The sequence below is a fragment of the Arthrobacter vasquezii genome, from assembly GCF_029455255.1.
Classification (GTDB): Bacteria; Actinomycetota; Actinomycetes; order Actinomycetales; family Micrococcaceae; genus Arthrobacter_D; species Arthrobacter_D parietis.
The window spans coordinates 22,684-49,300 of sequence record NZ_JAROKN010000008.1; the positions used below are offsets into that span (position 1 = coordinate 22,684).

24 protein-coding genes are annotated in these 26,617 nt (G+C 62.3%); 7 read left to right on the top strand and 17 right to left on the bottom strand.

The window, feature by feature from the left end:
• Positions 1 to 5: 5 nt before the first annotated feature.
• Entirely contained in the window at positions 6 to 1,796 is a 1,791-nt protein-coding gene (locus tag P4U43_RS05390) for a serine/threonine protein kinase (protein ID WP_277357802.1), read from the bottom strand.
• 104 nt (positions 1,797 to 1,900) lie between these two features.
• On the opposite strand from P4U43_RS05390, the gene lipB reads away from it, so the two are divergent.
• From lipB to P4U43_RS05405, 3 genes are all read left to right on the top strand, one after another.
• Positions 1,901 to 2,623 (top strand): lipoyl(octanoyl) transferase LipB, encoded by a 723-nt coding sequence (lipB, locus tag P4U43_RS05395; RefSeq protein ID WP_277357803.1) that lies wholly within the window; start codon positions 1,901 to 1,903, stop codon positions 2,621 to 2,623.
• Entirely contained in the window at positions 2,620 to 3,621 is a 1,002-nt protein-coding gene (lipA, locus tag P4U43_RS05400) for a lipoyl synthase (protein ID WP_056547190.1), read from the top strand. The genes lipB and lipA overlap by 4 nt, the downstream gene beginning before the upstream one ends.
• A 90-nt stretch (positions 3,622 to 3,711) precedes the next feature.
• Positions 3,712 to 4,485, top strand: a complete 774-nt coding sequence (locus tag P4U43_RS05405; RefSeq protein ID WP_277357804.1) for a DUF4191 domain-containing protein — start codon at positions 3,712 to 3,714, stop codon at positions 4,483 to 4,485.
• On the opposite strand, the gene P4U43_RS05410 is transcribed toward P4U43_RS05405, so the two are convergent.
• Positions 4,482 to 4,919 carry an RDD family protein gene (locus P4U43_RS05410; protein WP_277357805.1) on the bottom strand — a complete coding sequence of 146 codons (438 nt, stop codon included), beginning with the start codon at positions 4,917 to 4,919 and terminating at the stop codon, positions 4,482 to 4,484. The two genes, P4U43_RS05405 and P4U43_RS05410, sit on opposite strands and share 4 nt — an antisense overlap.
• A 305-nt stretch (positions 4,920 to 5,224) precedes the next feature.
• Here P4U43_RS05410 and glnA (P4U43_RS05415) point away from each other — a divergent pair, with 305 nt between their 5' ends.
• Entirely contained in the window at positions 5,225 to 6,649 is a 1,425-nt protein-coding gene (glnA, locus tag P4U43_RS05415; RefSeq protein ID WP_277357806.1) for a type I glutamate--ammonia ligase, read from the top strand.
• 86 nt (positions 6,650 to 6,735) lie between these two features.
• Here glnA (P4U43_RS05415) and P4U43_RS05420 read toward each other — a convergent pair whose 3' ends face one another.
• Both P4U43_RS05420 and glnA (P4U43_RS05425) read right to left on the bottom strand, forming a co-directional pair.
• A complete protein-coding gene (locus tag P4U43_RS05420; protein WP_277357807.1) occupies positions 6,736 to 9,753 on the bottom strand; it encodes a bifunctional [glutamine synthetase] adenylyltransferase/[glutamine synthetase]-adenylyl-L-tyrosine phosphorylase in 3,018 nt (1,005 codons plus the stop codon).
• An 18-nt stretch (positions 9,754 to 9,771) separates the two neighbouring features.
• Positions 9,772 to 11,112, bottom strand: coding sequence for a type I glutamate--ammonia ligase (gene glnA, locus P4U43_RS05425; protein WP_056547176.1), 1,341 nt, complete (start codon positions 11,110 to 11,112; stop codon positions 9,772 to 9,774).
• A gap of 190 nt (positions 11,113 to 11,302) precedes the next feature.
• On the opposite strand from glnA (P4U43_RS05425), the gene panB reads away from it, so the two are divergent.
• On the top strand, positions 11,303 to 12,166 hold the full coding sequence (gene panB / locus P4U43_RS05430) for a 3-methyl-2-oxobutanoate hydroxymethyltransferase (protein WP_277357808.1): 864 nt from the start codon (positions 11,303 to 11,305) through the stop codon (positions 12,164 to 12,166).
• A 15-nt stretch (positions 12,167 to 12,181) separates the two neighbouring features.
• Here the strand turns inward: panB and P4U43_RS05435 are convergent, their stop codons facing one another.
• Positions 12,182 to 12,346 (bottom strand): SPOR domain-containing protein, encoded by a 165-nt coding sequence (locus P4U43_RS05435; protein ID WP_157359053.1) that lies wholly within the window; start codon positions 12,344 to 12,346, stop codon positions 12,182 to 12,184.
• Between the two features lie 65 nt (positions 12,347 to 12,411).
• On the opposite strand from P4U43_RS05435, the gene map reads away from it, so the two are divergent.
• Complete coding sequence (gene map, locus P4U43_RS05440; RefSeq protein WP_277357809.1) at positions 12,412 to 13,290, top strand: type I methionyl aminopeptidase; 879 nt, start codon at positions 12,412 to 12,414, stop codon at positions 13,288 to 13,290.
• Between the two features lie 75 nt (positions 13,291 to 13,365).
• A complete protein-coding gene (gene ppgK, locus P4U43_RS05445) occupies positions 13,366 to 14,193 on the top strand; it encodes a polyphosphate--glucose phosphotransferase (protein ID WP_277357810.1) in 828 nt (275 codons plus the stop codon).
• A gap of 52 nt (positions 14,194 to 14,245) precedes the next feature.
• On the opposite strand, the gene nrdR is transcribed toward ppgK, so the two are convergent.
• The 12 genes from nrdR to ftsZ all read right to left on the bottom strand — a co-directional run bounded on the left by nrdR (position 14,246) and on the right by ftsZ (position 26,591).
• On the bottom strand, positions 14,246 to 14,746 hold the full coding sequence (gene nrdR, locus P4U43_RS05450) for a transcriptional regulator NrdR (protein WP_277357811.1): 501 nt from the start codon (positions 14,744 to 14,746) through the stop codon (positions 14,246 to 14,248).
• Positions 14,747 to 14,915: 169 nt separating this feature from the next.
• Complete coding sequence (hisD, locus tag P4U43_RS05455) at positions 14,916 to 16,277, bottom strand: histidinol dehydrogenase (RefSeq protein ID WP_404800707.1); 1,362 nt, start codon at positions 16,275 to 16,277, stop codon at positions 14,916 to 14,918.
• Positions 16,278 to 16,323: 46 nt separating this feature from the next.
• The gene (locus tag P4U43_RS05460; RefSeq protein ID WP_277357813.1) at positions 16,324 to 16,845 is read right to left on the bottom strand and encodes a hypothetical protein; all 522 of its coding nucleotides are present in this window, start codon (positions 16,843 to 16,845) and stop codon (positions 16,324 to 16,326) included.
• Between the two features lie 25 nt (positions 16,846 to 16,870).
• The gene (gene dnaE, locus P4U43_RS05465) at positions 16,871 to 20,440 is read right to left on the bottom strand and encodes a DNA polymerase III subunit alpha (RefSeq protein ID WP_277357814.1); all 3,570 of its coding nucleotides are present in this window, start codon (positions 20,438 to 20,440) and stop codon (positions 16,871 to 16,873) included.
• Positions 20,441 to 20,496: 56 nt separating this feature from the next.
• Positions 20,497 to 21,435, bottom strand: a complete 939-nt coding sequence (locus P4U43_RS05470; protein WP_277357815.1) for an RluA family pseudouridine synthase — start codon at positions 21,433 to 21,435, stop codon at positions 20,497 to 20,499.
• A complete protein-coding gene (lspA, locus tag P4U43_RS05475; protein ID WP_277357816.1) occupies positions 21,419 to 22,021 on the bottom strand; it encodes a signal peptidase II in 603 nt (200 codons plus the stop codon). Before lspA ends, P4U43_RS05470 begins: the two co-directional genes overlap by 17 nt.
• A gap of 120 nt (positions 22,022 to 22,141) precedes the next feature.
• Complete coding sequence (locus P4U43_RS05480; RefSeq protein ID WP_056547157.1) at positions 22,142 to 22,798, bottom strand: DivIVA domain-containing protein; 657 nt, start codon at positions 22,796 to 22,798, stop codon at positions 22,142 to 22,144.
• Between the two features lie 152 nt (positions 22,799 to 22,950).
• Positions 22,951 to 23,244, bottom strand: a complete 294-nt coding sequence (locus tag P4U43_RS05485; protein ID WP_056547155.1) for a YggT family protein — start codon at positions 23,242 to 23,244, stop codon at positions 22,951 to 22,953.
• 57 nt (positions 23,245 to 23,301) lie between these two features.
• Positions 23,302 to 23,817, bottom strand: coding sequence for a cell division protein SepF (locus P4U43_RS05490; protein ID WP_056547770.1), 516 nt, complete (start codon positions 23,815 to 23,817; stop codon positions 23,302 to 23,304).
• A gap of 112 nt (positions 23,818 to 23,929) precedes the next feature.
• Positions 23,930 to 24,679 carry a YggS family pyridoxal phosphate-dependent enzyme gene (locus tag P4U43_RS05495; RefSeq protein ID WP_277357817.1) on the bottom strand — a complete coding sequence of 250 codons (750 nt, stop codon included), beginning with the start codon at positions 24,677 to 24,679 and terminating at the stop codon, positions 23,930 to 23,932.
• A complete protein-coding gene (locus P4U43_RS05500) occupies positions 24,672 to 25,388 on the bottom strand; it encodes a polyphenol oxidase family protein (protein WP_277357818.1) in 717 nt (238 codons plus the stop codon). The genes P4U43_RS05495 and P4U43_RS05500 overlap by 8 nt, the downstream gene beginning before the upstream one ends.
• A 3-nt stretch (positions 25,389 to 25,391) precedes the next feature.
• Entirely contained in the window at positions 25,392 to 26,591 is a 1,200-nt protein-coding gene (ftsZ, locus tag P4U43_RS05505) for a cell division protein FtsZ (RefSeq protein ID WP_056547145.1), read from the bottom strand.
• Positions 26,592 to 26,617 lie beyond the last annotated feature (26 nt).

Below are 26,617 nucleotides of genomic sequence, written 5' to 3' on the forward strand. Positions count from 1 at the left end.
CCCGCTCAGACGGCGTCGCTATTGTGGACACTGGCGATTCTCCATACTCCTTCCTCTCTAACCAGGACGAAAACGAGGTCCTGCAGCGTCGATTCCGCGACCTCGCGCACGGCAGCACCTGAAGCGTCCATTTCGGTGTAGCCGGACATGACGGCCGTCGCGGTGACCGCTGTGGCGCCCTCCGGAACGGGGAATGACTCCGCCGGCGCGGCCTTCTCCAGACGGATACTCAACCCATTGAAGACGTGGCCACGTTCCTGCAACCCGGCCATGATCTGCCGGTCGGCGGCCATAGCGTCCGAATCCTTGACGTTCACAACCGGCAGGAGGCCCGCTTCCCCTGTTGCGAGGAACATAGCTCTCACGGCAACGAGGGCGGACAGAGCTGTTACCGGGTTTTCGTCCGCCAGACGCTGCGTCATCTCGTCAGTGAGTGCCGTGTCCTTCGCTGGGGCATTCCCGCTTATGGAGTCCGCCGGAGCGCCTCCCGCTGCAGGCTTTGCCGGAACACCCGAGGGCGCATCCAGCGTGTCCTTGAATTCAGCAGACCCACGTTCTGAATGAGGAACACTGCTGCCCAAGGTGTCCAGAAGTTGCGGACCGAGCAGCAGAACTCCACACAGCACCAGCAGTGAGGCGGCGCCCCTGATGACAGAACCCATCCCCGTTCCTTCCGAGTTACGCGCGCTCCGGCGCCGGGCCCTGGAAGGTTGTCGGTTCAGCTTCCCGCGAGAACCGTCCGCGCGACGCGACCGCTCCGTGCGGGTTGATGGGTGTGCGGACTTCGTCTGCTTCCGGAGCGTCGTCGGGATCTTCGTCGCGTATATCCGCGCGAGGGCTTCGGGCAGCCGGCGCCGGGTCCCCTTCGTGGAATCGGCAGTGGCGCACCTGGTGAGCAGTTGGGGCAACACAGAAGGGTGCACGGCTGCGACGAGGTCCAGCGGCTGTGCTGGCGCCGCTCGCAGCACGGCATCCGCCAACTCATTGGCGCTCGGGCGTTCGCCGTGGTCGTCGTGCAGTGCGGCTTCAAGGATATGGAGCAATTCGCCCGGCACGCCAGGCACGAGCAGGCTCAGCGGCGCCCGATCCCTGGCCCGGTCGGGTGGGTTGCCGGTCAGTGAGTACCACCCGACTGCGGCAGCTGAGAACACGTCGGAAGCAAAACCGGCGGAGAGGCTTGGCAGCAGGCCCGCCTCGGCGAAGCCCGCCGTGCCGCGAGCATGATCTGCCGCTTCCCCCAGCATGCGTCCGACGCCGAGATCAGCAAGTAGCGGCTTTCCATCGGCCGTGAACAGCACGTTGCCCGGCGATACATCGCCATGCTGAATGGCGGAGGAGTGCAGGTATGCCAGTGCCTGTCCTATCGGCCCAAGGACAGTGATGCATTCACCGACGCTCAACCGACCGCGGGCCGTCACCAGATTGAGGAGTGATCCTCCGCCGGCATAGTCCATCAGGAGTCCCGGACCACGATCTGTACTGACGACGTCGCGGATTCCCAGGAGATGAGGGTGCTTCAGCGCGCCCAGAACAGCGAGCTCCCGATCAAGTGGAGTTAGGGACCCATCCCTGCCTTCAAGCTCTGCTCGTGAAAGAGGTGTAGTTGTGGGGAACACTTTGAGAGCGCTGAAAATACCCGTGCGTTGATCCTCGACCAGCCAGACATGAGCGCTACTGCCGACGCCCAGTAGCCTTCCTGTGCGATACCCACCGAGCCTGGGAGGCTGCTGTGCCTCTGGACGATCGGTAGAAGTCGCTTCCCGTGCTGCGGCCGTCTGGCGTCGAAAGTTGTCCATGGTGACAAGTCTTGGCTACTCGCGCTCCCGGCGCAGAAGTTATCCACACCCTGTCCACATTCACGAATGTGGGATCGCCGCCCACCCGGGTCTACGCTTGAGGAATGACGCTGGAGTTCTCCCGAATCGGATTCGATCCCCACTTCGTCGACTACCGGGACGGATGGGACCGACAAAAGACGCTGCATGAGTCAGTGATTGCCGGTACGTCGCCCAGCACTGTTCTCCTCCTCGAACATTCGCCGGTCTACACCGCAGGAAAACGGACCGAGGAAGACGAAAAGCCGTTCGATGGGACCCCCGTTGTACCGGTTGACCGGGGAGGCAAACTTACCTGGCATGGCCCGGGTCAATTGGTGGGCTACCCCATCCTCGCCCTTCCTGAGCCCACCCGCGTTGCCGACTATGTCGGAATTCTCGAGGATGTCATCATCGCGGTCCTCAGCGACTATGGGATCACCGGAATTCGCATCGAAGGCAGATCCGGAGTCTGGTTATCAGGTGATTCCCAACGACCGGCGCGGAAGATTGCTGCTATCGGCATCCGCATCAACCGGCGGGTAACCATGCACGGATTCGCGATCAATTGCAGCAACGATCTCGCGCCCTTTGCGCAGATTGTGCCCTGCGGTATTACTGACGCCGGTGTCACGAGCATCTCCAAGGAGATCGGTCGCTCCGTATCACCGGTCGACATCGTTTCGCGCATTGAAGAAGAACTGCGCAACAATGAGGCGTCGCTGGTGCTCGGTCCCGAAGGCAATCGCCAGCTAGCCGAGACAGCACAGGCCGTCGGCAACGACCGGCCGGAAGGAGTCTTACTGTGAGCCTGGCCCCCGAGGGAAGGCGCCTGCTGCGCGTCGAAGCACGGAACGCCGCAGTCCCGGTCGAGCGCAAGCCGGACTGGATCAAGGCCAAGGTCAACATCGGTCCCGAGTTCGTGGGAATGAAGAACCTCGTGAAGAAGGAAGGCCTGCACACCGTCTGCGAGGAAGCAGGTTGCCCCAACATTTTCGAGTGTTGGGAGGACCGGGAGGCAACATTCCTGATCGGCGGTTCAGAATGCACCCGGCGGTGCGATTTCTGTCAGATCGACACAGGCCGGCCTGCACCGCTGGACCGCAGCGAGCCCTTCAAGGTCGCGCAGTCCGTACAGACCATGAACCTGCGCTACGCCACCGTTACGGGGGTGGCACGCGATGACCTCGAAGATGAGGGGGTGTGGCTCTATGCGGAAACTATTCGTCAGATCCACTCGCTCAACCCGGGAACCGGCGTCGAGATCCTGATTCCTGACTTCTCCGGCAAACCGGAACACATCGCCGGAATTTGCGACGCCCGTCCGGAGGTTTTCGCCCACAACGTGGAGACGGTCCCGCGCATCTTCAAGCGCATCCGTCCAGCCTTCCGCTATGAACGGTCGATGGACGTCATCACGCAGGGCAGGGACCACGGCATGGTGACAAAGTCGAACCTGATCCTCGGGATGGGTGAAACCCGCGCGGAAATCTCGGAAGCACTGCGCGACCTTCATTCCGCAGGTTGCGACCTGATTACAATCACCCAGTACCTGCGTCCCAGTGAGCGGCACCTTCCGGTGGATCGCTGGGTCAAGCCGCAGGAGTTTGTGGAACTTCAGCAGGAGGCTGACGAGATCGGCTTCCTCGGCGTCATGAGCGGTCCGCTTGTGCGGTCTTCCTACCGCGCCGGCCGTCTCTGGGCACGGGCGATGCGAAAGAAGGGCCTTGAATTACCTCCTGAGCTTGCTCACATTGAGGATTCGGGAAGCACTCTGCAGGAAGCTTCGAGTCTCATTCCCGGCTGACGTAGCGTCACGAGGCGCAAACCTTCGCTCGGACGTTCGCGCTGCGCGCGGACGTCCGATGCGTTAGGTATCCCGTAGACTTAATGCACTATGGCCAACAGTACTGACAACAGCTCAAACGCCACCTCGGACCCAGACGGATCGGGCTCGCGGCGCCGCCTCTTCTCACGGAAGCCGAAGGCCGCCAAGCCGGCCAAAAAGCCGGGAACGCTGAAGCGTATCGGCGAGGTCTTCGCAATGACGCGGCGCAACGATCCAAACGTTATCTGGATTATGGTGCTGGCGTTCCTGGCGGTTGTTGCCGTCGGGCTGCTCATCGGTTTCCTGATCCGCAACGTCGTGACCATGCTTATCATTGCCATCCCACTGGCATTCCTCGCAGCACTCTTCATCCTGTCGAGACGGGCTGAACGCGCTGCGTTCTCGCAGATCGAGGGGAAACCCGGCGCATCAGGAGCGGCCCTCAGTGTCCTGCGCCGGGGCTGGATCCTGAAGGATGAGCCGGTCGCAGTGAACGCTCGTACCCAGGACGCCGTTTTCCGTGCGATCGGGCGGCCCGGCATCGTCCTCGTGGCGGAGGGGCCAGTGAATCGCGTCAAACCGCTGGTCAACGCAGAACGGGTCAAAATGAACAGGATTGTGCCCGGTGTGCCGGTTCAGGTTGTCCATGCCGGCAACGGAGAGGGGCAGGTTCCGCTTCAGCGCATCTCGAAGAAACTGCAGAAGATGAAGAAGAACCTCACGCGTCAGGAAGTCTCTGCCGTTGACAAGCGGCTGAGCGCGCTGGGTACCCGGATGCCGATTCCCAAGGGAGTGGACCCGTTCAAGGCCCGCCCGGATCGCAAGGCGATGCGGGGCCGCTAGATCCGTACCAAGGCGGTTCGAACGGCTCTGTCATGCAAGCCGCGCTGATCCTCATCGAAGACAACTGCCGGAATCACCAGGCAGATGAGCAGGGTACGCACAATCGCTGCTCCCAGCCCTGCGGGCGTGCCCTCCAGCCGTTGCACCTGCATGCCGAAGACGCGGTGTCCCACGCTATATCCCAGTGACCCGACGAGCAGCATCTGTTCGAGTGCGAAGATGCCGAGCGTTGCAGTACCGTCGTATCCAAAAAATGCCGCCGAGATCAGGCTGCACAGCGCCCAGTCGATAGCGAGAGCGCCTAGCCGGCGCCCAGGACGGGCGATTGAACCTGCGCCGTTCCGTGGCCGGCCCAGGCGCTGACCCGGCCAGTGGCCGTCACCCCGCGACGGCGGTCCTTCAAGCCACGAACTGATGTCTCTGCGGTCAACCACCGCTCCACTCTATCCTGCATCACTCGGGCATTCCGGCTCTGTGGACCTGCTCTGTCCAACTGGATGCAGTCCCCCGATACAGTCCTACTCGTAGCGCGGGGGCGCTACCGATAGGGTGGAACAAGAGCACGTATGCGTAGCTGCCGGCTTAAGTTACATGCCGGAAACATTTGCGACACCAGTGGGTAACTGCGCATTCATAGTGTGGAGGCTGTTGCGACCGCAGCAGGTCAACCCTTGTGGCGTCTCCCCCGCGCTACCGGCCCCGGTCGCTCTTCCCGAATATGCGTAAGGAGCATAATCCGATGTTCAAGAATGCGGACGAAGTCCTCAAGTACATCGTCGACGAAGATGTGAAGTTCGTCGACGTCCGATTCACCGACCTCCCCGGCGTGCAACAGCACTTCAATGTCCCGGCGAAATCGGTTGACGCCGACTTCTTCGTTCACGGTCAGCTCTTCGACGGATCCTCGATCCGAGGGTTTCAGGGCATCGCCGAATCCGACATGCAGCTGATTCCGGACGTCACTACCGCATTCATCGATCCTTTCCGGATCGAGAAGACGCTGGCACTGAATTTCTCCATCGTCAACCCCCGCACGGGTGATCCGTACCATCGTGATCCGCGCGGTGTCGCAGAGCGCGCCGAAGCATACCTGTCCTCTACAGGCATCGCGGACACCGCGTTTTTCGCTTCGGAGGCAGAGTTCTACATCTTCGAGAACATCCAGTATGAATCCAGCCCGCAAGGGAGCTTCTACAAGGTTGACTCCATTGAAGCCCCTTGGAACAGCGGTCGTGAGGAGGTTGGCGGCAACCTCGGCAACAAGACCCCGTTCAAGGGCGGCTATTTCCCTGTTGCCCCGGTGGACAAGCAGGCGGACCTCCGTGACGCAATCTGCGTTGAGCTGGATGCAGTGGGTCTTGAGGTTGAGCGTTCGCACCACGAGGTGGGAGGTGCGGGGCAGGCGGAGATCAACTACAAGTTCACCACAATGGTCCATGCTGCCGATGACCTGCAAAAGTTCAAGTACATCGTCAAGAACGTTGCCAATGCCTGGGGAAAGTCGGCAACATTCATGCCCAAGCCGATCTTCGGTGACAACGGTTCCGGCATGCACTGCCACCAGTCACTGTGGAGCAACGGCGAGCCGCTGTTCTACGACGAGCGCGGTTATGCCGGCCTGTCGGATCTTGCGCGCTGGTACATCGGCGGCGTACTGAAGCATGCCTCGGCCGTGCTCGCGTTCACCAACCCCACCGTGAACTCATACCGCCGCCTGGTGAAGGGCTTCGAAGCCCCCGTCAATATGGTCTACTCGCAGGGCAACCGCTCCGCAGGTATCCGCATCCCGATCACCGGTTCCAACCCGAAGGCCAAGCGCATCGAGTTCCGCGCTCCGGACCCTTCATCCAACCCGTACCTCGCCTTCGCCGCGCAGTTGATGGCCGGCCTGGACGGAATCAAAAACCGCATTGAACCGGCCGACCCGATCGACAAGGACCTCTACGAGCTCCCCGCTGAAGAGGCCAAGGATATCCAGAAGGCTCCCGGTTCCCTTGAGGAAGCGTTGCTGGCTTTGGAAGCCGACAATGAGTTCCTGCAGGCCGGTGGTGTGTTCACCCAGGACCTGATCGACACCTGGATTGCGTACAAGCGAGAGGTGGAAATCACTCCGCTCGCTGCACGCCCGAACCCCTACGAGTTTGAGCTGTACTACGGCGTTTAGGCACCACGCACCTCAATCAGCAGCAGGGCCGCACTCCGGTGCGGCCCTGCTGCTGTCTCACTGCTGCTGTCCAAGGTCACTCGCCGTCAATCGCCATACCCGTAAAACGAGCGCTCGAAAATTGCACGGCTCCGCCTGGTCAAGCGCAGGTAGTCCTCCTCAAGCTCCGTCCCCTGCCCCGGACCGTAACCACACCAGCGCGCAACGGCTTCAAGGTCTCGGCGGGAGGAGGGCAGCAGGTCCGATTGCCTGCCGCCCCACACCGTGTTTGCAGCCCTCACACGTGAGGCGAGCCGCCAGCTTGATCGGAGAGTGTCGACGTCGCCGGCAGGCAGAAGCCCCTGCTCCTCGACCGCGTCCATCGCCTCGAGCGTCGATGTTGTCCTCAGGGACGGCGAGCCGTGCGCGTGCTGCAGTTGCAAGAGCTGAATGAGCCACTCAACATCGCTGAGACCGCCCCTGCCCAGCTTGACCTGGCGTGATGGATCGGCACCGCGCGGCAGCCGTTCCGATTCCATCCGCGCTTTGAGGCGGCGTATCTCCCGCAGGTCACCCTCTGTCACGTCCCGTTCGTAGCGAAGAGGATCTATCAGCTGCAGGAAATCCGATGCCAGCCTATCGTTTCCCGCCATCGGCGAGGCCCGCAGCAGCGCCTGAGATTCCCAGACCAGGGACCATCGCCGGTAGTACTCGCGGAACGATTCGAGGGAACGAACGATCGGGCCCTGCTTACCCTCCGGGCGCAGGTCTGCATCGATCTCCAAAACACGCTCCGCCATGATCGGAGGCGAGCAGGGCTGCTGTAGGAACTGCCGCAGCCTGCCGACGATCTGCTCGGCCTGCTTCTGCGCAGCAGCTGGATCAGCTCCATCCCGCGGCCGGTGGACATACATGACGTCGGCGTCGGAGCCATAAGTGATCTCCCGTCCGCCCTGGCGACCCATGGCAATAACGACGACGTCGGTCAGCGCCTGCTCCCCGGCATACACCTCCGCCTCCGCTACGTTGAGAGCGCCAAGAACGGCGGCCCGGTCCGCATCGGCGAGTGCAGGCCCGACGTCCTCCTGCTTGAGCAACCCTGAACTGTCCGCGATGGCGATCCGCAGAATTTCACGACGGCGGATCAATCGGATGAGGCGCATCGCCTCCTTTGGTGCGGGGTGGCGGGACATCTTCGATTGGATCTCCTGCCATTGTGTTTCGAACGCAACGGGCCTCAGCTCCTTGTCCGAGCCGAGCCATTTCGTTGATTCAGGAGAGACCTCCAGCAGATCGGTGATGAATCTGCTGGAGGACAGGATGTGGCACAACCGCTCCGCCGCTGCCTTGGAGTCCCGAAGCATTCCGAGGTACCAGTGCGTCTCCCCCAGTGCTTCGCTCAGGCGTCGGAAACCCAACAGCCCTGCATCCGGATCCACACCGTCAGCGAGCCAGTCGAGCAGGACGGGCAACAGTTGCCGCTGCAATGCCGATCTTCGGCTGATTCCCGTTGTTAGTGCTTCAATATGTCGCAGGGCCCCGCGTGGATCCAGATAACCGAGGGCAGCAAGACGAGCGCTGGCTGCCTCCGGAGTCAACCGGACCTCGTCAGCGCTGAGATTCGCCGCCGCGTTGAGCAGCGGCCGGTAGAAGATGGCCTCATGCAGGCGTCGTACCAGGCGTTTGGTCTGCTGCCATTCTTCGGTCAGCGCAGCTGCGGTGGGCCGGGTCTCCAGCAGAGAGCTGGCTGATGACTTGGCGAGCGCCTTCAGGCTCGCTTCGTCGTCGGGCATGAGATGGGTGCGGCGCATCTGAACCAGTTGGATGCGGTGCTCGAGGACGCGCAGGAAGCGGTAGGCCTGGTCGAATTGCTGGGCATCCCGCCGGCCGATATAGCCGGCTGAGCTCAGTGCGGCGATGGCCGTCGTGGTGGCGCGGGTCCTGAGCGTTTCGTCAACTTTCCCGTGGACCAGCTGGAGCAACTGCACCGTGAACTCAACATCGCGCAGTCCTCCTGCCCCGAGCTTCAGCTGCCGGTTGACCTCGTGGGAGGGGATGTTGTCGGTGACCCGCCGGCGCATCGCCTGAACGGATTCAACAAATCCATCGCGTTCCGATGAGGTCCAGACGAGGTCGGACACCGCTTGGGCATAACGCTCGCCCAATGCCGGATCCCCCGCGATTGGACGTGCCTTGAGCAACGCCTGGAACTCCCAGGTCCGGGCCCAGCGCGCATAGTAGGTCAGGTGGGAGTCCAGGGTGCGGACAAGCGGGCCGTCCTTTCCCTCAGGGCGAAGATTTGCATCCACCTCCCACAGTCCCGGTTCCCGTCCGGCCGACGTCACCGCCCGAGAAATGCCGGCGGCCAATGCGGTCCCGACGCGCACGGCGGTTTCTTCCTCAAGGCCCTCAGCGTCGATGACGTAGATGACATCGACATCCGAGATGTAGTTCAGCTCTCCGGCTCCGCATTTACCCATTCCGATCACCGATAACTTGACGGCCGCCACGTGTGCAGTCGGGAAGGTTGTCGCCAGTTCCGCGCGCGAGACCGCCAGGGCTGCCTCGAGTGCCGCTGCGGCAAGGTCGGACAGCTCCTGGCCGACCGTGGGGAGAAAATCGGTGGGTGATGCCGCACCGAGGTCCCGTATGGCCAGCTCGGTAAGGTGCCGGCGATAGACCGTGCGCAGGGCGCGGTATGCGTCCTCGCCGGATACCGCCGCGACGGGATTGGCATCTCCCGCGTCAGCACCGACAGACCGCAAAAGCGATTGCCGCAGCACCGCCGCGTCCACCCGCCCGGGCTCTGCACTTGTCCCAACCCGGACCACATCGGAGTGCTCCGGATGGCGCATGAGGAATTCAGCGAGCGCTTCAGAGGCCCCGAGCAACCGGAAGAGGGACTCAGCGCCGGAGCCCCCAAGCCGCACGAGGTCGGCCAGTTCGGGTTGGACCGCGAGAAGGCGAACGAGGGACTGAAGTGCCAGGTCCGGATTAGCCGCGACAGTGAGCCCGTTGAAGAGCCGGTCCTCCGGTATATCCGCAAGTTCTGCCGCAGCCAGAAACCGGGTGCTCTTGTCGAGGTCCGTGAAACCCCTGCTGATCAGTTCCCTGTTCAGGCTCATGGACAACTTCCTTTATGCCTAGAGGATGCCGAGGTTGCGCCTGAGCTCGTAGGGGGTTACCTGGATTCGATAGTCATGCCACTCCGCACGCTTGTTGCGGAGGAAATTCTCGTAGACCTGCTCGCCGAGGATCTCAGCCACAAGTTCCGAATCCTCCATGGCCCGCACGGCGTCGTGAAGGCTCGCCGGCAACGGATCGTGACCCATGGCGCGCCGCTCCGCGGCTGTCAGGCTCCAGACGTCATCCTCTGCTCCCGGCGGCAGTTCGTAGCCCTCCTCGATTCCCTTCAGACCGGCACCCAGCAGCACGGAGTACGCGAGGTATGGGTTTGTTGCGGAATCTATACCGCGGTATTCAATGCGGGCGGATTGCCCCTTGTTCGGCTTGTACAGCGGAACGCGCACCAGCGCGGAACGGTTGTTGTGACCCCAGGAAAGGTAGCTTGGTGCTTCGCCGCCGCCCCAGAGACGCTTATAGGAGTTGACGAACTGATTGGTGACTGCCGTGAATTCCGGTGCGTGGCGAAGGATGCCTGCGATGAACTGGCGTGCCGTTTTGGACAACTGGAACTCGGCGCCGGCTTCGAAAAACGCGTTGGTGTCCCCCTCGAAGAGCGAAAAGTGCGTATGCATCCCGGAGCCCGGGTGATCGGAAAAAGGCTTGGGCATGAAGGTGGCGTAGCTGTCCTGCGTCAGCGCTACCTCTTTGATGACTGTGCGGAATGTCATGATGTTGTCGGCAGTCTGCAGCGCATCGGCGTAACGCAGGTCGATCTCATTTTGCCCCGGACCGGCCTCGTGGTGGCTGAACTCGACCGAGATTCCGACAGATTCGAGCATCGCAACCGCGGTCCGCCGGAAATCCTGCGCCACGCCGCCCGGTACGTGATCGAAGTAACCCGCCTGGTCCACCGGAACAGGCTGACCGTCTGCGCCGAGCTCGTCAGACTTGAGAAGGTAGAACTCGATTTCCGGGTGGGTGTAGCAAGTGAATCCCATGTCCGCCGCTTTAGCGAGGGTCCGTTTCAGCACGCCGCGCGGGTCAGCTGATGACGGCTGGCCATCCGGGGTCAGGATGTCGCAGAACATCCTGGATGTCTGCTCTTTTTCACCGCGCCAGGGCAGGATCTGAAACGTCGAGGGATCCGGCTGGGCAAGCATGTCGGACTCGAAAACCCGGGCGAGGCCCTCAATCGAGGAACCGTCGAAGCCGAGGCCTTCCTCGAAAGCACCCTCGACTTCCGCGGGAGCAAGGGCAACCGACTTCAACGAGCCGACGACGTCGGTGAACCACAGCCGGACAAAACGGACGTCGCGTTCCTCGATGGTGCGTAGGACGAACTCCTGCTGCCGATCCATTCCAACCTCTTTCCCACTCATCCCGTTGTCTTTCCGACCTCCCGTACAACCAGGTGCCTACTCCCCGGTCCGCTGCTCACTTTACTGACAATGGACCGTCAGCGCGGGCACCGGCGTGCGGAGAGCCGCACCCGTATAGTATGTCCGGCTTGTGTTACGACGGCGTTACCCGTGAAGTAGGCTCGTGGTCATGAATTCCGCGGAAACTCCAGCCCCCTATGGAACCGGATCACAGGCCGGTGGTGCACCGTCCCAGCCGGTCCCGCGGATCCGGACACACCATCTCCAGGCGGCGAAAGACAGCGGCCGACGATTCGCCATGCTGACCGCGTACGACCAGTACGCAGCAGAAATCTTCGATGCTGCAGGCATAGAGGTGCTGCTTATTGGAGATTCCGCTGCGAATAATGTGCTCGGGCACGCCACCACACTGCCGATCACGCTCGACGAAATGATCCTTTTCTCCCGCGCCGTCACGCGGGGAGCGAGCCGCTCTCTAGTGGTTGCGGACCTACCTTTCGGCAGCTATGAGGTCTCGCCTGCCCAGGGCGTGGAATCCTCCGTCCGTCTGATGAAGGAGGGCCTAGTTCATGCGGTGAAAATGGAGGGCGGAGCGCACTATGCGGAAACAGTCCGCGCTATTGTGCGCGCAGGCATTCCCGTCATGGCACACGTCGGCTTCACACCGCAAAGCGAGCACTCCCTGGGCGGCTACCGGGTCCAGGGCAGGGGTGAGGCCGGACGGCAGGTAATTGATGACGCCGTAGCACTCGCGGAGGCCGGCGCCTTCTGCATTCTCATGGAGATGGTGCCGGCGGATGTAGCGGCTGAGGTGGACCGCGCGGTCAGCGTGCCCACCATTGGCATCGGTGCAGGCTCGGCGACCACCGGCCAGGTACTGGTGTGGCAGGACATGGCGGGCCTGCGCTCGGGCAAGCAGGCCAAGTTCGTCAAACAGTTCGCAGATGTTAGATCCGTGCTTTCCGATGCCGCTCGCACCTACGGCGATCAGGTCCGTGACGGAAGCTTCCCCGGTCCCGAGCACAGCTTCTAGCAGCTTCCGCAGAAGCTACTCCTCGTCCTGTGCGTCCCACGCACGGTTGCGCTCCTGAACCTTTTCCGGCGCGCGTTCCGCTTCTGCTCGCGTGGGATAGGGACCAATGAGTTGGCTCCAGTCGGACTGGGCATCTTCTTCAACCTCGTGGGTCCGAACGTTGTACCAGTACTGCACCATCGCGGCCTCCTTGGTCTTGCTTTCACTTTCGGCTTCGGTGGTTCCACACCGATAGGATCAAGAGTATGTCCCAGCATTCCTCCTCCGCACCCGTCGGCACGCTCATCGGGGGGACTATCAGTCCTCCCCGTAAGGTGCCGCGGTCAATTGAGCGTCCGGAGTATGTCGGCCGCCCCGGACCTGCCCGGTTCGAGGGATCCGAGGTCAAGTCGGCTGACACCATCGAGAAAATCCGCCGGGCAGGAAAGATAGCCGCGCAAGCCATCCAGGAAGTCGGCCGGCACATTACCCCCGGCGTCACCACTGACGAGCTCGACGCCGTTGGGCACCGGTTCCTGATCGAGCACAAGGCGTACCCTTCCACCCTCGGTTACCGCGGATTCCCGAAGTCTTTGTGCTCGTCGCTCAACGAGGTCATCTGTCACGGCATACCTGACTCCACCGAGCTCCGCGACGGAGACATCATCAACATCGACATCACCGCCTACATCGACGGTGTGCACGGGGATACCAACTACACCTTCCTCGTCGGCGACGTCGACGAGGATTCCCGCCTGCTGGTGGAGCGCACCCGGGAGGCTCTGAACCGGGCTATCAAGGTGGTTGCCCCGGGACGGGAAATTAACGTCATCGGCCGTGCCATTGAGTCCTACGCGAAGAGATTCGGCTACGGTGTTGTGCGGGACTTCACGGGTCACGGAGTCGGAGAGGCTTTTCACACCGGGCTGATCATCCCGCATTATGATGCCGCGCCGGCCTACAACCGCGTCATCGAGCCCGGGATGGTATTTACGATCGAACCGATGCTCACGCTTGGAACCATTGAGTGGGATATGTGGCCTGATGACTGGACTGTGGTCACCCGGGATCGTCAGCGCACCGCGCAGTTCGAGCACACGCTCGTGGTGACTGAGACCGGCGCCGAAGTCCTGACGCTTCCCTAGCAAGACCAAGCACCACCTCCGCGCATTACCGGCAAGGCGCGGACCAAACACACCCGAGAGAATTACTGGAGAAACATGGGCAAGAACAGCGGCAAGACGAAGGGCGGCAGGAACCTGCCTGCCACGGTCATCGGAATCGACATCGGTGGCACCGGCATCAAGGGCGGCATTGTTGACCTCACCGCCGGGGCCATCGTCGGTGATCGGTTCCGGGTGGAGACTCCCCAGCCGGCTACACCGGAGGCTGTCGCCGTCGTCGTCGCCGACATTGTTGCTGAACTGTCCGTCCGGGAGGGAGCGCCGCCTGCAGGCCTGCCGATCGGGGTGACCTTCCCGGCCATCATCCAGCACGGTGTGGCGCGCTCGGCGGCGAATGTCGATGAGAGCTGGATCGACACCGATGTGGACGCACTGTTTACCAAGGTCCTCGGACGCGACGTGCACGTTATCAATGATGCTGACGCCGCCGGCCTCGCAGAGGTTCAGTACGGCGCGGGCAAGGGCGTCAACGGTACGGTCCTTGTCATCACACTCGGTACCGGGATTGGTTCCGCTTTCATCTTCGACGGCAAGCTGGTTCCGAACGCAGAGCTTGGCCACCTTGAAATAGACGGGCACGACGCCGAGACCCAGGCTTCAGCCGTAGCCCGCGAACGACTGGGACTGAGTTGGGATGAGTACTCCGTCAAGCTGCAGCGCTACTTCTCCCACGTCGAATTCCTGTTCTCGCCTGAACTCTTCATTGTGGGCGGCGGCATTTCGAAGCGAAGCAAGGACTTCCTTCCCAATCTTTCCCTGCGAACGCCCATCATTCCTGCCGAGCTCCGGAATCACGCCGGCATTGTGGGAGCAGCGCTTCAAGCGGCGCTTCACTTCAAGAGCCAGCCGGTCGAAGCGAAATAGCGGGTGGTGCCGGTGGTGGCGGCGGCTTCCCCTCCGCAGCCACCACCGGAGATTATGTGGCGGTGAGCGGCCGCTGCTTACCCGATGAGACCCGGGCCGCCGCATTCTCCGCTTCGAGGCGGAGCTTCTCGATAGCCTTCTCGAAGTCCTCGAGGGAGTCGAAGCCCTGGTACACGCTGGCGAAGCGAAGGTAGGCTACCTGGTCCAGCTTCTGGAGCGGCCCAAGAATAGCCAGCCCAACCTCGTGGGCGTCGATTTCAGCGACGCCGCTTGCACGAACAGCCTCCTCGACGTCCTGCGCCAACAGTGCGAGGTCATCCTCAGTGACAGGCCGCCCCTGGCAGGCCTTGCGCACGCCGCTGATGACCTTGCTGCGGCTGAAGGGCTCGGCAACGCCGGACCGTTTGATGACCGACAGGCTGGTGGTTTCCACGGTAGTGAATCGCTTGCCGCATTCGGGACACTGGCGCCGACGGCGGATCGCTGATCCATCATCGGTGAGACGGCTGTCAACGACACGCGAGTCGGAACTGCGGCAGAACGGACAGTGCACTCCACCCTCGTTTCAACTCTGGCGAACAGCGTATTCATCGGATACGACGCAACTTTTCAACGGCGTCCGGAAACCATTCTAGAACTAGATGTAGTGAAACTACAACCATGTCATTACTAGATGTGGTGGTTTGGCACTCAGGGACAGGAGCGGTCAGCCGGAGTACCCGTCAGGAAAAGCGCACCCGCACCGCATCGCCGTGTCCCGGCAGATCCTCAGCCTGAGCAAGCTGAACAACATGCTCACTCACCTCCCGCAGGGCGTCTGCGCTGTAGTCGATCACCTGCATTGCCCGCAGGAAGGTGAACACGCTCAGCCCGGAAGCAAACGCCGCCGTGCCGGCTGTGGGCAGGACGTGATTCGAGCCCGCGCAGTAGTCGCCCAGGCTCACCGGACTGTAGTCGCCCACGAAGATCGCCCCCGCGTTCTTGATACGCGCCGCTACTGCTGGCGCCTGATCCGTGTGGATCTCCAGGTGTTCCGCGGCATACGCGTCACATACCGCAATACCGTGGTCAATGTTGTCCACCAGGATGGTGCCCGATTGAGGCCCGCCCAGCGCAGTTTCGACCCGCTCGCGGTGCCGGGTGGACTTCGCCTGGATCGACAGCTCCGCCCGGACGGCAGCAGCCAGTTCAACCGAAGGCGTGATCAGTACCGAGGCGGCGTTCGGGTCATGTTCGGCCTGGCTGATCAGGTCCGCGGCAACCAGTCGCGGCTGCGCCGTCCCGTCTGCCAACACAGCGATCTCCGTGGTGCCGGCCTCAGCGTCGATCCCGACCATGCCCTTGACCAGCCGCTTCGCTGTGGCGACGTAGATGTTCCCCGGGCCCGTGACAACGTCCACCGGCTCAATCGCGGTACGATCCTCCTCGCCTGACACACCGTGTGCGAAGGCGGCAATCGCCTGGGCACCGCCGATGCCGTAGACCTCCTTGACACCGAGCAGTTCCGCCGCGGCAAGAATCACCGGGTGCGGCAGTCCCCCGAATTCCTTCTGCGGCGGCGATGCCAGTGCAATGGACTGAACGCCGGCAGCCTGTGCAGGTACAACATTCATGATGACCGACGAGGCGAGGACCGCAAGCCCACCGGGGACATAGAGCCCCACCCTGCCAACGGGCACCCACCGCTGCGTCAGGGCAGCTCCAGGTCGGATCTCGACGACGACGTCCTGCGGTTTCTGCGCCAGGGCAAAGACACGGGCGCGGTCAATGGACTCCTCCAGCGCGGCCCGCACGTCAGGCGAGAGCGCCCGAAGTGCCTCACTTAAAGCCTCAGCCGGCACCCGCGGGTGGAACTGTTCAACGCCGTCGAACCGCTGCGCCAGCTCGCTGAGCGCGTCGAATCCGCGTGACCGGACAGCAACAATAATGTCTTCAACGCGGGAGGCGACCGATTCGAACGACGACGTGGTGCTCCTCGGCATCGCGGCACGGAGTTCGGCGGTGGATAGATGTGTCCCGCGCAGGTCGATCGTGCGGAAGGCGTCGAATGATCCGGGAGCGGTCTGAGCAGTCACAGCCGCAATTCTACCGGCGGCTGTCCTGGCTTCTGCCCACGACGGAAAGGGTGCGCTACCGATTCCGCCGGATAAGCAGCAGCCCGAGCAGCGAGGCCAGGAAAACCACCAACGCTGCGGCTGCGGGCCAGACCAATGCCACACCGAGCGAACGCAGCACAAAAGGAAATTCGCCGTCACCGCCGGAAAACAGGGCTCCAAGCCCCTGCCCAACCAACACAGCAAGGACGGATCCCACCATGCTTCCGCCCACGGCCGCGCACACACGCTGCCACGCGCCGGGCAGGTCGATACGGTTAGTCAACAGCCATCCGACGACGACGCCGGCCAGCAACTGCAATCCGCCGAGCACAAGGTCCCGGATCAGCCAGGACTCAGCGTTGGCCCTGTCTCCATAGAATCCGCCACCAGGCGACGCGAACCACCAGAGGACGCCGAGCACCGGTCCGAGCACAGTCGTTGCCGCGGCCCACCAGAGCAACGACGACGGCGGCACCGCCGTCTCCGCGGCGGGACCGGCATAGACCGCTGGTGGATACGTACCCGGCTCCGCTGCTGATTCCTGCGTCCGTCTCATCTAACCGTTCCCAATCTGTCGGAACTCATGCATCGAGGCACGTTGGTCCAAGAAGCACCTTGAGGTCCCCGAACAACGCCGGCGTCGGGTTGACCCGAAGGTCAACCGGCAGCGATAGCACTGACATCTGGCGTTCCTTACGGACATGCAGCCGCACCTCGGAGTTGCCCCGGTGCTGTCTCAGCACTGAGCCGAGTTCATGGATTACGGGTTCGGTAGCCCTGTGGTGAAGCATGGAAATGACCACCGGGCCGGAGTGGCCCTCCGTTAGATCCGGAACGGAAAGTTCCTGGGCGTTGAGGGTGACCGCGCCGTCGTCGCGCCGTTGCAGGCGTCCGCGAACCACCACGATTAAATCCTCCTCGAGTACCGACGCGATCGGTCCGTAGACCTGCCCGAAGAACATCACTTCCATCGATCCGCCAAGATCTTCAATTTCGGCCCTGGCGTAGGCGTTTCCGCTATTCTTGGCGATGCGGCGCTGGAGAGAGGTGATCATTCCGGCAATGGTCACGGGGGCGCCGTCGGCCGGGCCGTCTTCGCCGATAATGGAGGTGATGGCGGAATCAGCATGTTGGCTGAGCAAGCCTTCCAGGCCCTGGAGGGGATGGTCGGATACGTAGAGGCCCAGCATGTCCCGCTCGAAAGCGAGCTTGTCCTTTTTTGCCCATTCCGGCAGGTCCGGAACCTCGACCGAAAGCCCGGTTCCGACGCCCGGATCATCGAAGGCGCTGAAGAGATCGAACTGGTTGGCGGCTTCATTACGCTTGAGCACGACGACGGAATCCACGGCTTCCTCGTGGATCATCGCCAGTGCGCGGCGGGGATGACCCAGAGAGTCGAAGGCACCGGCCTTGATGAGCGACTCGATCGTCCGCTTATTGCAGACGACGGCGGGCACCTTCTGCAGGAAGTCGGAGAAGGATTCAAACGCACCCTTCTCCTCCCGAGCAGCCACCATCCCGCCGACCACGTTTGCGCCGACGTTGCGAATTGCGCCCATCCCGAAGCGGATATCAGTCCCGACCGGAGTGAAGTTGACGCTCGACTCGTTGACGTCCGGGGGCAGCACTGTAATGCCCATCCGTCGGCACTCGTTGAGGTAGATGGCCAGCTTGTCCTTGTCATCGCCGACACTGGTCAGCAGTGCCGCCATGTATTCGGCAGGGTAGTGCGCCTTGAGGAACGCGGTCCAGTAGGACACCAGTCCGTACGCCGCGGTATGAGCCTTGTTGAAGGCGTAGTCGGAGAATGACTCAAGCACGATCCAGAGCTTGTCCATAGCCGACTGTGAATAACCGTTGGCCTTCATTCCGGCGAAGAAGTCCGCTTGCTGCTTGTCCAGCTCGGACTTCTTCTTCTTGCCCATGGCGCGGCGCAGCATATCCGCCTGGCCCAATGTGAAGTTCGCCAGCTTCTGTGCGGCCGACATAACTTGCTCCTGGTACACGATCAGGCCGTAGGTGCCGCCGAGAATCTCCTCCAGTGGTCCCTCGAGTTCTGGGTGGATCGGCTCGATCTCCTGCATTCCGTTTTTGCGCAGGGCATAGTTCGTATGTGAATTCACGCCCATGGGACCAGGGCGGTAGAGAGCGAGGACCGCTGAAATGTCTTCGAAGTTGTCGGGGCGCATGAGCTTCAGAAGCGAGCGCATGGGCCCGCCGTCGAGCTGGAAGACGCCAAGGGTGTCGCCACGCGCCAGCAGCTCATAAGACTCCCGGTCGTCGAGTTCGAGGTCTTCCAGAACGAGGTCCTCGCCCTGGTTGGCCTTGATGTTCTCAACGGCGTCGGTGATGATCGTCAGGTTCCTCAGACCGAGGAAATCCATTTTGATCAGGCCGAGACCCTCGCACGTGGGGTAATCGAACTGCGTGATGATCTGGCCGTCCTGATCACGACGCATGATCGGAATGATGTCGATCAGCGGGTCGGAGGACATGATGACCCCGGCCGCGTGCACACCCCACTGGCGTTTCAGCCCCTCCAGTCCCAGGGCTGTCTCGAATACCTTCGCAGACTCGGCATCGGTCTTCAGGAGTTCCCGCAGTTCCTCCGCCTCCGAGAACCGCTTGGCGTCCTTGTTGTGCACGTCCGCCAATGCGAGCCCCTTGCCCATGACGTCCGGCGGCATGGCCTTGGTGAGGCGCTCCCCCGTGGAGAACGGATAGCCCATCACACGCGAGGAGTCCTTGAGTGCCTGCTTGGCCTTGATGGTGCCGTAAGTGACGATCATGGCGACGCGCTCGTCGCCATACTTTTCAGTTACGTACCGGATGACCTCGGAGCGGCGGCGATCGTCAAAGTCCACGTCGAAGTCCGGCATGGAGACGCGCTCGGGGTTGAGGAACCGCTCGAAGATGAGGCCGTGCTTCAGGGGGTCCAGGTCCGTGATGCGCATGGCGTACGCCACCATGGAACCGGCACCGGATCCGCGCCCGGGACCCACCCGGATGCCGTTGTTCTTGGCCCAGTTGATGAAGTCGGCCACAACCAGGAAGTAGCCCGGGAAGCCCATCTGCGTGATGACGCCGACCTCAAACTCCGCCTGCTTGCGGACGTCGTCGGGTACGCCGGCCGGGTAGCGGTACTGCAGGCCCGTCTCGACTTCCTTAACGAACCAGGACTGCTCGTTCTCACCCTCGGGAACCGGAAAGCGCGGCATGTAGTTCGCCTTGGTGTTGAACTCGACGTCACACCGCTCGGCAATAAGCAGCGTGTTGTCGCAAGCCTCAGGGAAGTCACGGAAAATTGCCCGCATCTCGGCCGGCGACTTGAGGTAGAACTCATCGGCGTCGAACTTGAAGCGCTTGGGGTCCGCCATGGTGGAACCGGACTGCACGCACAGCAGCGCCGCGTGCGCCTTGGCATCCTCTGCATGGGTGTAGTGGAGGTCATTGGTGGCCACGAGGGGAAGGCCCAGTTCACGGGCGAGCTTGATGAGGTCCGCCTGGACGTTCCGCTCAATATCCAACCCATGGTCCATGAGTTCACAGAAGAAATTTTCGCGACCGAAGATGTCGCGGAAGTCGGATGCCGCCTGAACTGCCTCCCGGTACAGGCCGAGGCGCAGCTTTGTCTGGACTTCTCCCGAGGGGCAACCGGTGGTTGCAATCAGCCCTTTGCCGTAGGTCTGCAGCAGGTCGCGGTCCATGCGCGGCTTGTACAGATAGCCCTCCAGCGAAGCCAGCGAGGACATCCGGAAGAGATTGTGCATGCCCTCGGTGGTTTCCGACCACAGGGTCATGTGGGTGTACGCGCCCGCACCCGATACGTCATCGCGTCCGCCTCCTCCCCACTTGACACGAGTCTTGTCCGCACGGGCGGTGCCGGGCGTCAGATAGGCCTCGACTCCGACAATCGGCTTCACTCCCGCATCACGGGCCTTGTTCCAAAAGTCGAAGGCCCCAAACACGAACCCGTGGTCGGTCGTGGCCAACGCGTTCATGCCAAGCTCCGCCGTATGGCTGAAGAGATCACTCAGGCGGGCAGCGCCATCGAGCATCGAGTACTCGGTGTGGTTGTGAAGGTGGACGAAGGAGTCCCGCGACGAAGCCGGGGCCACTGGGGATGAGGACGGAGCTGAGGAAACCACCAACTCATTCTAGCGAGCGCCGGGGACGCTTCCCGCGCGCCTGCAAGCGGGTGTCGGTCTCAGACCGTTCCGCCGGTCAGCGCATCGAGTGCATACTGCAGGTCCATGGGGAACCCGCTTTCAACGGCTACCCGTTCGCCGCTGCGCGGATGGTCAAACGAAAGCATGCTGGCGTGCAGCCATTGCCGGGTGAGTCCGAGCTCCGCCGCCAGCCGGGGGTCCGCCCCATACGTCAGGTCACCGGCGCATGGGTGGCGCAGAGCGGAGAAATGCACGCGGATCTGATGCGTACGCCCGGTCTCCAGGCGGACCTTGACGAGACTTGCCTTCCCGAACGCTTCCTCCACTGCGTAGTGGGTCACCGATGGACGGCCGTCCTCCATGACGGCGAACTTCCAGTCGTGCGCCGGGTGGCGGCCGATGGGCGCCTCGATAGTTCCCTGGAGCGGATCCGGTAGCCCCTGGACCAGCGCGTGATACTGCTTGTCTACGGTCCGATCCCGGAAAGCCTGCTTGAGCACGGTATAGGCATGCTCACTCTTGGCAACCACCATCGCTCCGGAGGTCCCAACGTCGAGTCTGTGGACTATACCTACCCGCTCAGGTGCACCGGTCGTGGAAATCCGGTACCCGGCAGCCGCCAGCGCTCCCACGACAGTGGGTCCCACCCATCCAGGGGACGGGTGAGCCGCAACTCCCACCGGCTTATCGATGACGACCAGGTCATCGTCGTCAAAAAGGATGCCCATTCCGTCAACCGGCTCGGCCACGATCCGCAAGGGATCAATTTTCTCCGGTACAACGACGGTGAGTGATCCGCCCGCGACGGCACGGGTTGACTTCTGGACGGGTGCACCGTCCATGGTGACGTTCCCCCCGCTGCACCATCCGGCAGCGACCGAACGGGATACCCCGGTCAACCCTGCCAACACCGCATCGATGCGTTGACCCGCAGCCGGCTCCGGAATGTCGAACGTAGTACTACGGACGCTCATCATCCACCACCTCGGCAGTGTCCGGGTCCTCCCGCTCCTCGTTGCTGCGTAGGCCGTCCATGCCGATGCCCCGCAGTGTCAGCAGACAAATGAGAATGACTCCACTGACCACGGCGATGTCGGCGATGTTGAAAATAGCGAAATTCGGCAGCGCGATGAAGTCGACGACATGCCCCTGACCAAATGTGGGCTCACGAAACAACCGGTCCGTGAGGTTCCCGACGGCGCCGCCCAATACCAATCCCAGTGCAACAGCCCAGCCTTTTGAAGCGACCTTACCGATCTGCGTGATGATCGCTATGGATACGAGGGCCTGAATGATGGTGAAGACCCAAGTAATCTCTGTTCCGATGGAAAACGCCGCCCCGGAATTGCGAATGAAATGCCAGCTCAGCACGGGCGGCAGCACCTCGGTGATCTGACCCTCCACCATGGTGGAAACGACCCAGATTTTGGTCAGCTGATCGATGATGTAGGCGACCAGTGCGAATGCAACCAGAAGCAGCGCGTAGCGGGCTCCGATGCGTTTGCCGTGCTTGCGGTGCGACCGGCCCGAATCGGGGCCTGAGACGGAAGGATGCTCGGTCATGGTGCTTTCAGTTGTACGCGCCGAAGAGGCGGCAGTGGACGCTTGGCTCTCTATTCAGGGTACGGCAGAGGCCAGCCGCCGGATAAACCGGCGACTGGCCTCGTGAGCTTTGGATCCTGCTTAGGCGTCTGCAGTTTCAGATGCAACGGAACCGCGGGAATCAAGGTCCCGGAGCTGACCTTCGATGTATGCCTTGAGACGGGACCGGTAGTCACGCTCGAAGCTACGCAGCTGCTCGACCTTGCGCTCGAGGACTGCTTTCTGCTGCTCCAGCGCGCCGAGTACCTTCCGGCTCTTTTCCTGAGCGTCATTGACGAGGCCACTGGCTTCGATCTGCGCTTCGGCGATGATTTTGTCGCGCTGCTCAACGCCGGCGTTGACGTACTCGTCATGAAGCTTCTGCGCCATCGCGAGGACACCCGCCGCAGACTCCGCGGTGCCGCCCTGCTGGACAGGTGCAGCGGCGGCAACCGGCTGGGCAGCCGGGCGCTCCTCAGCCTTCGGTGCCTCCACCTTGGGCTCCTCAGGCTTTTCCTCCTCGCGGACCTCTTCGGTAGCGGTGCTGGCGGCCACCGGAGCAGGGACGGCGGCGTTCTGCGCTGTGCCCGTGGAAACTTCCGAGAGCTGGCGGCGAAGGTCGTCGTTTTCCTGGTTCAGACGACGCAATTCCACGACGATCTCGTCGAGGAAGTCGTCCACCTCGTCCTGGTCATAGCCTTCACGGAACTTGGTGGGCTGAAACCGCTTGTTGACAACATCTTCTGGCGTCAGGGCCATCTGGTCACCTCATATGGATTTAGTCGAAGCCGCCTGTCGAGCAGACCTGACAACGTTACCGAATTGTGGACATGCTTGTGGAGGCAAAACCTCCTGCTTCACACCAATATGTGATTCAGCGTATATCTTTTAGGTCTCGAAAACTAACCGGATCAAGCCGTTGCCAATGAACCTGCAATTGCCTTGAGGATAGTAGCCCCCAGAAACACCACGATGAATGCGAGGTCGAGCGAAACGCCACCCAACCGGAGCGGCGGGATGAGCCGGCGAAAAAGCCGGATAGGCGGATCTGTCACCGCGTACACCATGGATGCAAGAACAAGCGCCAGCCGTCTGGGGCGCCAATTACGGGCAAACATTTGAACGGCGTCATAAACAATACGAATGATCAGCGCGAGCTGGAACAGCATCAGCACCAGGTAGATCAGGGCGAAGACCAAGCTCACGTGTCAGTCACAGTCCTCTGGCATGAACGGAATAGTTACGAGTACCAGTAAACAGTGTCAGCTTTGATTGAAGAAACTCGCTTGACCGTCGCTGGTCTTCTGATCCTCCCCGAGGACCTCGATGTAGGACGGCGATAGCAGGAATACCTTGTTGGTGACACGCTCGATCGACCCATGAAGGCCGAAGACGAGTCCGGCCGAGAAGTCCACCAGCCGCTTGGCGTCTCCCTCGCCCATGTCCGTGACGTTCATGATCACAGGAATGCCGTCGCGGAAGCTTTCTCCGATGATCTTCGCGTCATTGTAGGAGCGCGGGTGCACCGTGGTGATCTGGCGAAGCGATGAAGCGTCCTCGCGTGCAGACTGCGCCCGCTTGATAGGCGTGACCGGAGCGCGATACTCATCCGGAGCCGCCTTTGCTGCCGGCGCGGCCTCGACATGGCGCTCGTCACGGTCGTAGTCCACGGAGTAGTCCTCATTCCTGCTGTGGGATGTCTTTGGCTCGGGCTCGTAGTGCTCGTCACCGTCGGCGAGCCCAAGGTAAATCATTGTCTTGCGCAGTGCGCCAGCCATGGTTGCTCCTGTCAGTCCTTCGTCCTGCATCCGTCATGCAGAATGTAAAGCAAGGTGTGATTCAACACCGCCCAGGCACCTCCTGAGATTCCCCGCGGTTACAGCGTTGACGCTACCCCACGGGCGGGCGGGCACCGAGGACATCTGAGCCGACGCGAAGGTGTGTCGCACCGGCCGCGACAGCATGTTCAAGGTCACCGCTCATCCCAGCCGAGATGCCGCTTGCCGCCGGATAACGGGAGACGAGCTCCGAGGATAGGCCAGCGAGCCGGCTGAAGGCTTCGCGGGGGTCCCCGCCAAGCGGCGCAACGGCCATCACTCCCGCCAGGCGCAAATGATCGCTGTCATGAATCCGTGCGGCAACTTCAAGCGCATCGGAAGGATGAGCTCCTCCGCGACCGGTGCCCTCGGCTGACAGGTTGACCTGGACGAAGCAGTCCAACACTGCAGGACGGCCGCGCGTAGTTCCTCCCGCAGGCGAATCAGGGTGTTCGGCGCGACCTGCCATCGCCTTTTCCAGAGCGCTCACCAGGGAGCTGCGGTCGACGGAGTGCACGGAGTGGGCGTAGCCCACAACCGACCGGGCCTTGTTGGTCTGCAGTTGGCCGATGAAGTGCCAGCGCAGTTCCGGATCCGGAACCTCCCGGGCTTTGACAGCAGCCTCCTGGTCGCGGTTCTCACCGACGTCCCGAACCCCGAGCTCATGGAGCAGTAGAAGGTCCTGCGGCGGGAAGAACTTGGTCACGACAATGAGCGTAGGTCTGTTCCTGCCTCCGCATGCCGCCATCGCGTCATCAATCCGTTTGTTGACCCGCTGAAGGTTGGCCTCCAGTTCAGCGCGCCTTCCCGAGGTGTCAGCCATCCCGCCACACCAACCCTGCCAGACGGCCCGCCGGCCTACCCTGCCGGACGGCACGGTGGGAGAACAGACTTTCGTTCTCAAGCGTGCACGGATTGCCGCCCCCGCCGAGATCTTGCACGGAAACTCCGAGTGCCTCGAGTTGACCGCGAACACCGGCGGGAAGGTTGAGCGAAGGTGTCCCCCAATGTGTGCTGCAGTGAGTCAGTGGCACGGCCTGGGCAACCTCCTCGCGCATGTCCGCCGGCACCTCGTAGCACCGGCCGCACACGGACGGCCCGATCCACGCTGAAATGGATTCCGCCCCGTGGCGCTGCAGTTCAGCAACTGTGCGTCCGGCTATGTTTCCTTCAACCCCTCTTCGTCCGGCGTGGATGACCGCCGTCACGGGTTCATGACGGGCAGCGGACCCGACGAGCACCACCGGAACGCAGTCAGCAACGAGGACGGCGAGTGGGTCCGTGCCGGTCGGGCTCACCAGGGCATCAGCCTCGGGCACGTCCTGGGATCCTGCCTCTGCTACGACGGTCGAGTGGGTCTGGTTCATGAAACGGAGTGAACCAGGGCCAGTTCCGAGTTCAAGCTCCAGCGCCTGCCTGGAACGAACGGCGGCATCCGGGTTGCCCCCGATGCGCGGAGCGAGGTTTCCCGCGCCACGATCAGTGAAGGCAACCCGGATACCGGGCGCTACGAGCGATGTCCAGAAGAACAACGGCTACTTCAGGAAATCGGGAACGTCCAGGTCATCGGAACGTCCGGTCGAGTAGTCAGGCTCGACGACGGCCGGCAGGTCCACATCGAACCCGGCATCACCCGGAACATCGTTGCCTCGTCCGTTGGACGAGTGCTGCGACCACGAACCGTAGCCTGCTCCTGCCGCGACGGTCTGCGGAGCCGGTGCGGACTCGCGCCCGATGGCGGGAGCTGAGGCCGGCTTTGCCGCGGGTGCTGCTGGTTGCGACGTGGCATCCACCTGATCGAAACCTGCTGCGATAACCGTGACCCGCGCCTCGTCTCCCAGTGCGTCGTCGATCACCGCACCGAAGATGATGTTTGCCTCCGGGTGCGCAACTTCCTGCACGAGGCGCGCTGCCTCGTTGATTTCGAACAGCCCGAGATCCGATCCGCCCTGAATGGACAGCAGAACGCCGTGGGCGCCGTCGATGGAAGCTTCGAGGAGCGGCGAGGCGATCGCCAGTTCCGCTGCCTTGACTGCACGATCCTCACCGCGGGCGGAGCCAATGCCCATGAGAGCCGAACCTGCGCCCTGCATGACCGACTTCACGTCTGCGAAGTCGAGGTTGATCAGGCCCGGCGTGGTGATGAGGTCCGTGATGCCCTGGACACCCGAGAGCAGCACCTGGTCCGCTGAGCGGAACGCGTCAAGCATGGAAACGTTGCGGTCGCTGATGGACAGAAGACGGTCATTCGGAATGACAATCAGGGTGTCGACTTCATCTCGAAGTGTGTCGATACCGGTTTCTGCCTGGTTGGAGCGCCGGCGACCTTCGAACGTAAACGGCCGGGTCACTACGCCGATGGTCAACGCACCAAGAGAACGCGCAATCCGCGCGACAACGGGTGCGCCTCCGGTACCGGTGCCGCCGCCTTCTCCTGCGGTCACGAACACCATGTCCGCGCCGCGGATGACTTCCTCAATCTCCTCGGCGTGATCTTCGGCCGCCTTCCGGCCCACTTCCGGATCAGCTCCGGCGCCCAGTCCACGGGTGAGTTCGCGTCCGACGTCGAGCTTCACATCGGCGTCACTCATGAGTAGTGCCTGCGCGTCAGTGTTGATGGCGATGAACTCCACGCCGCGCAGGCCAACCTCGATCATTCGGTTGACGGCGTTCACGCCACCGCCGCCGATGCCGACGACCTTGATGACGGCCAAGTAATTCTGCGGTGCTGCCACGTCCTGTGTCCCTTGTTCGATCTGTG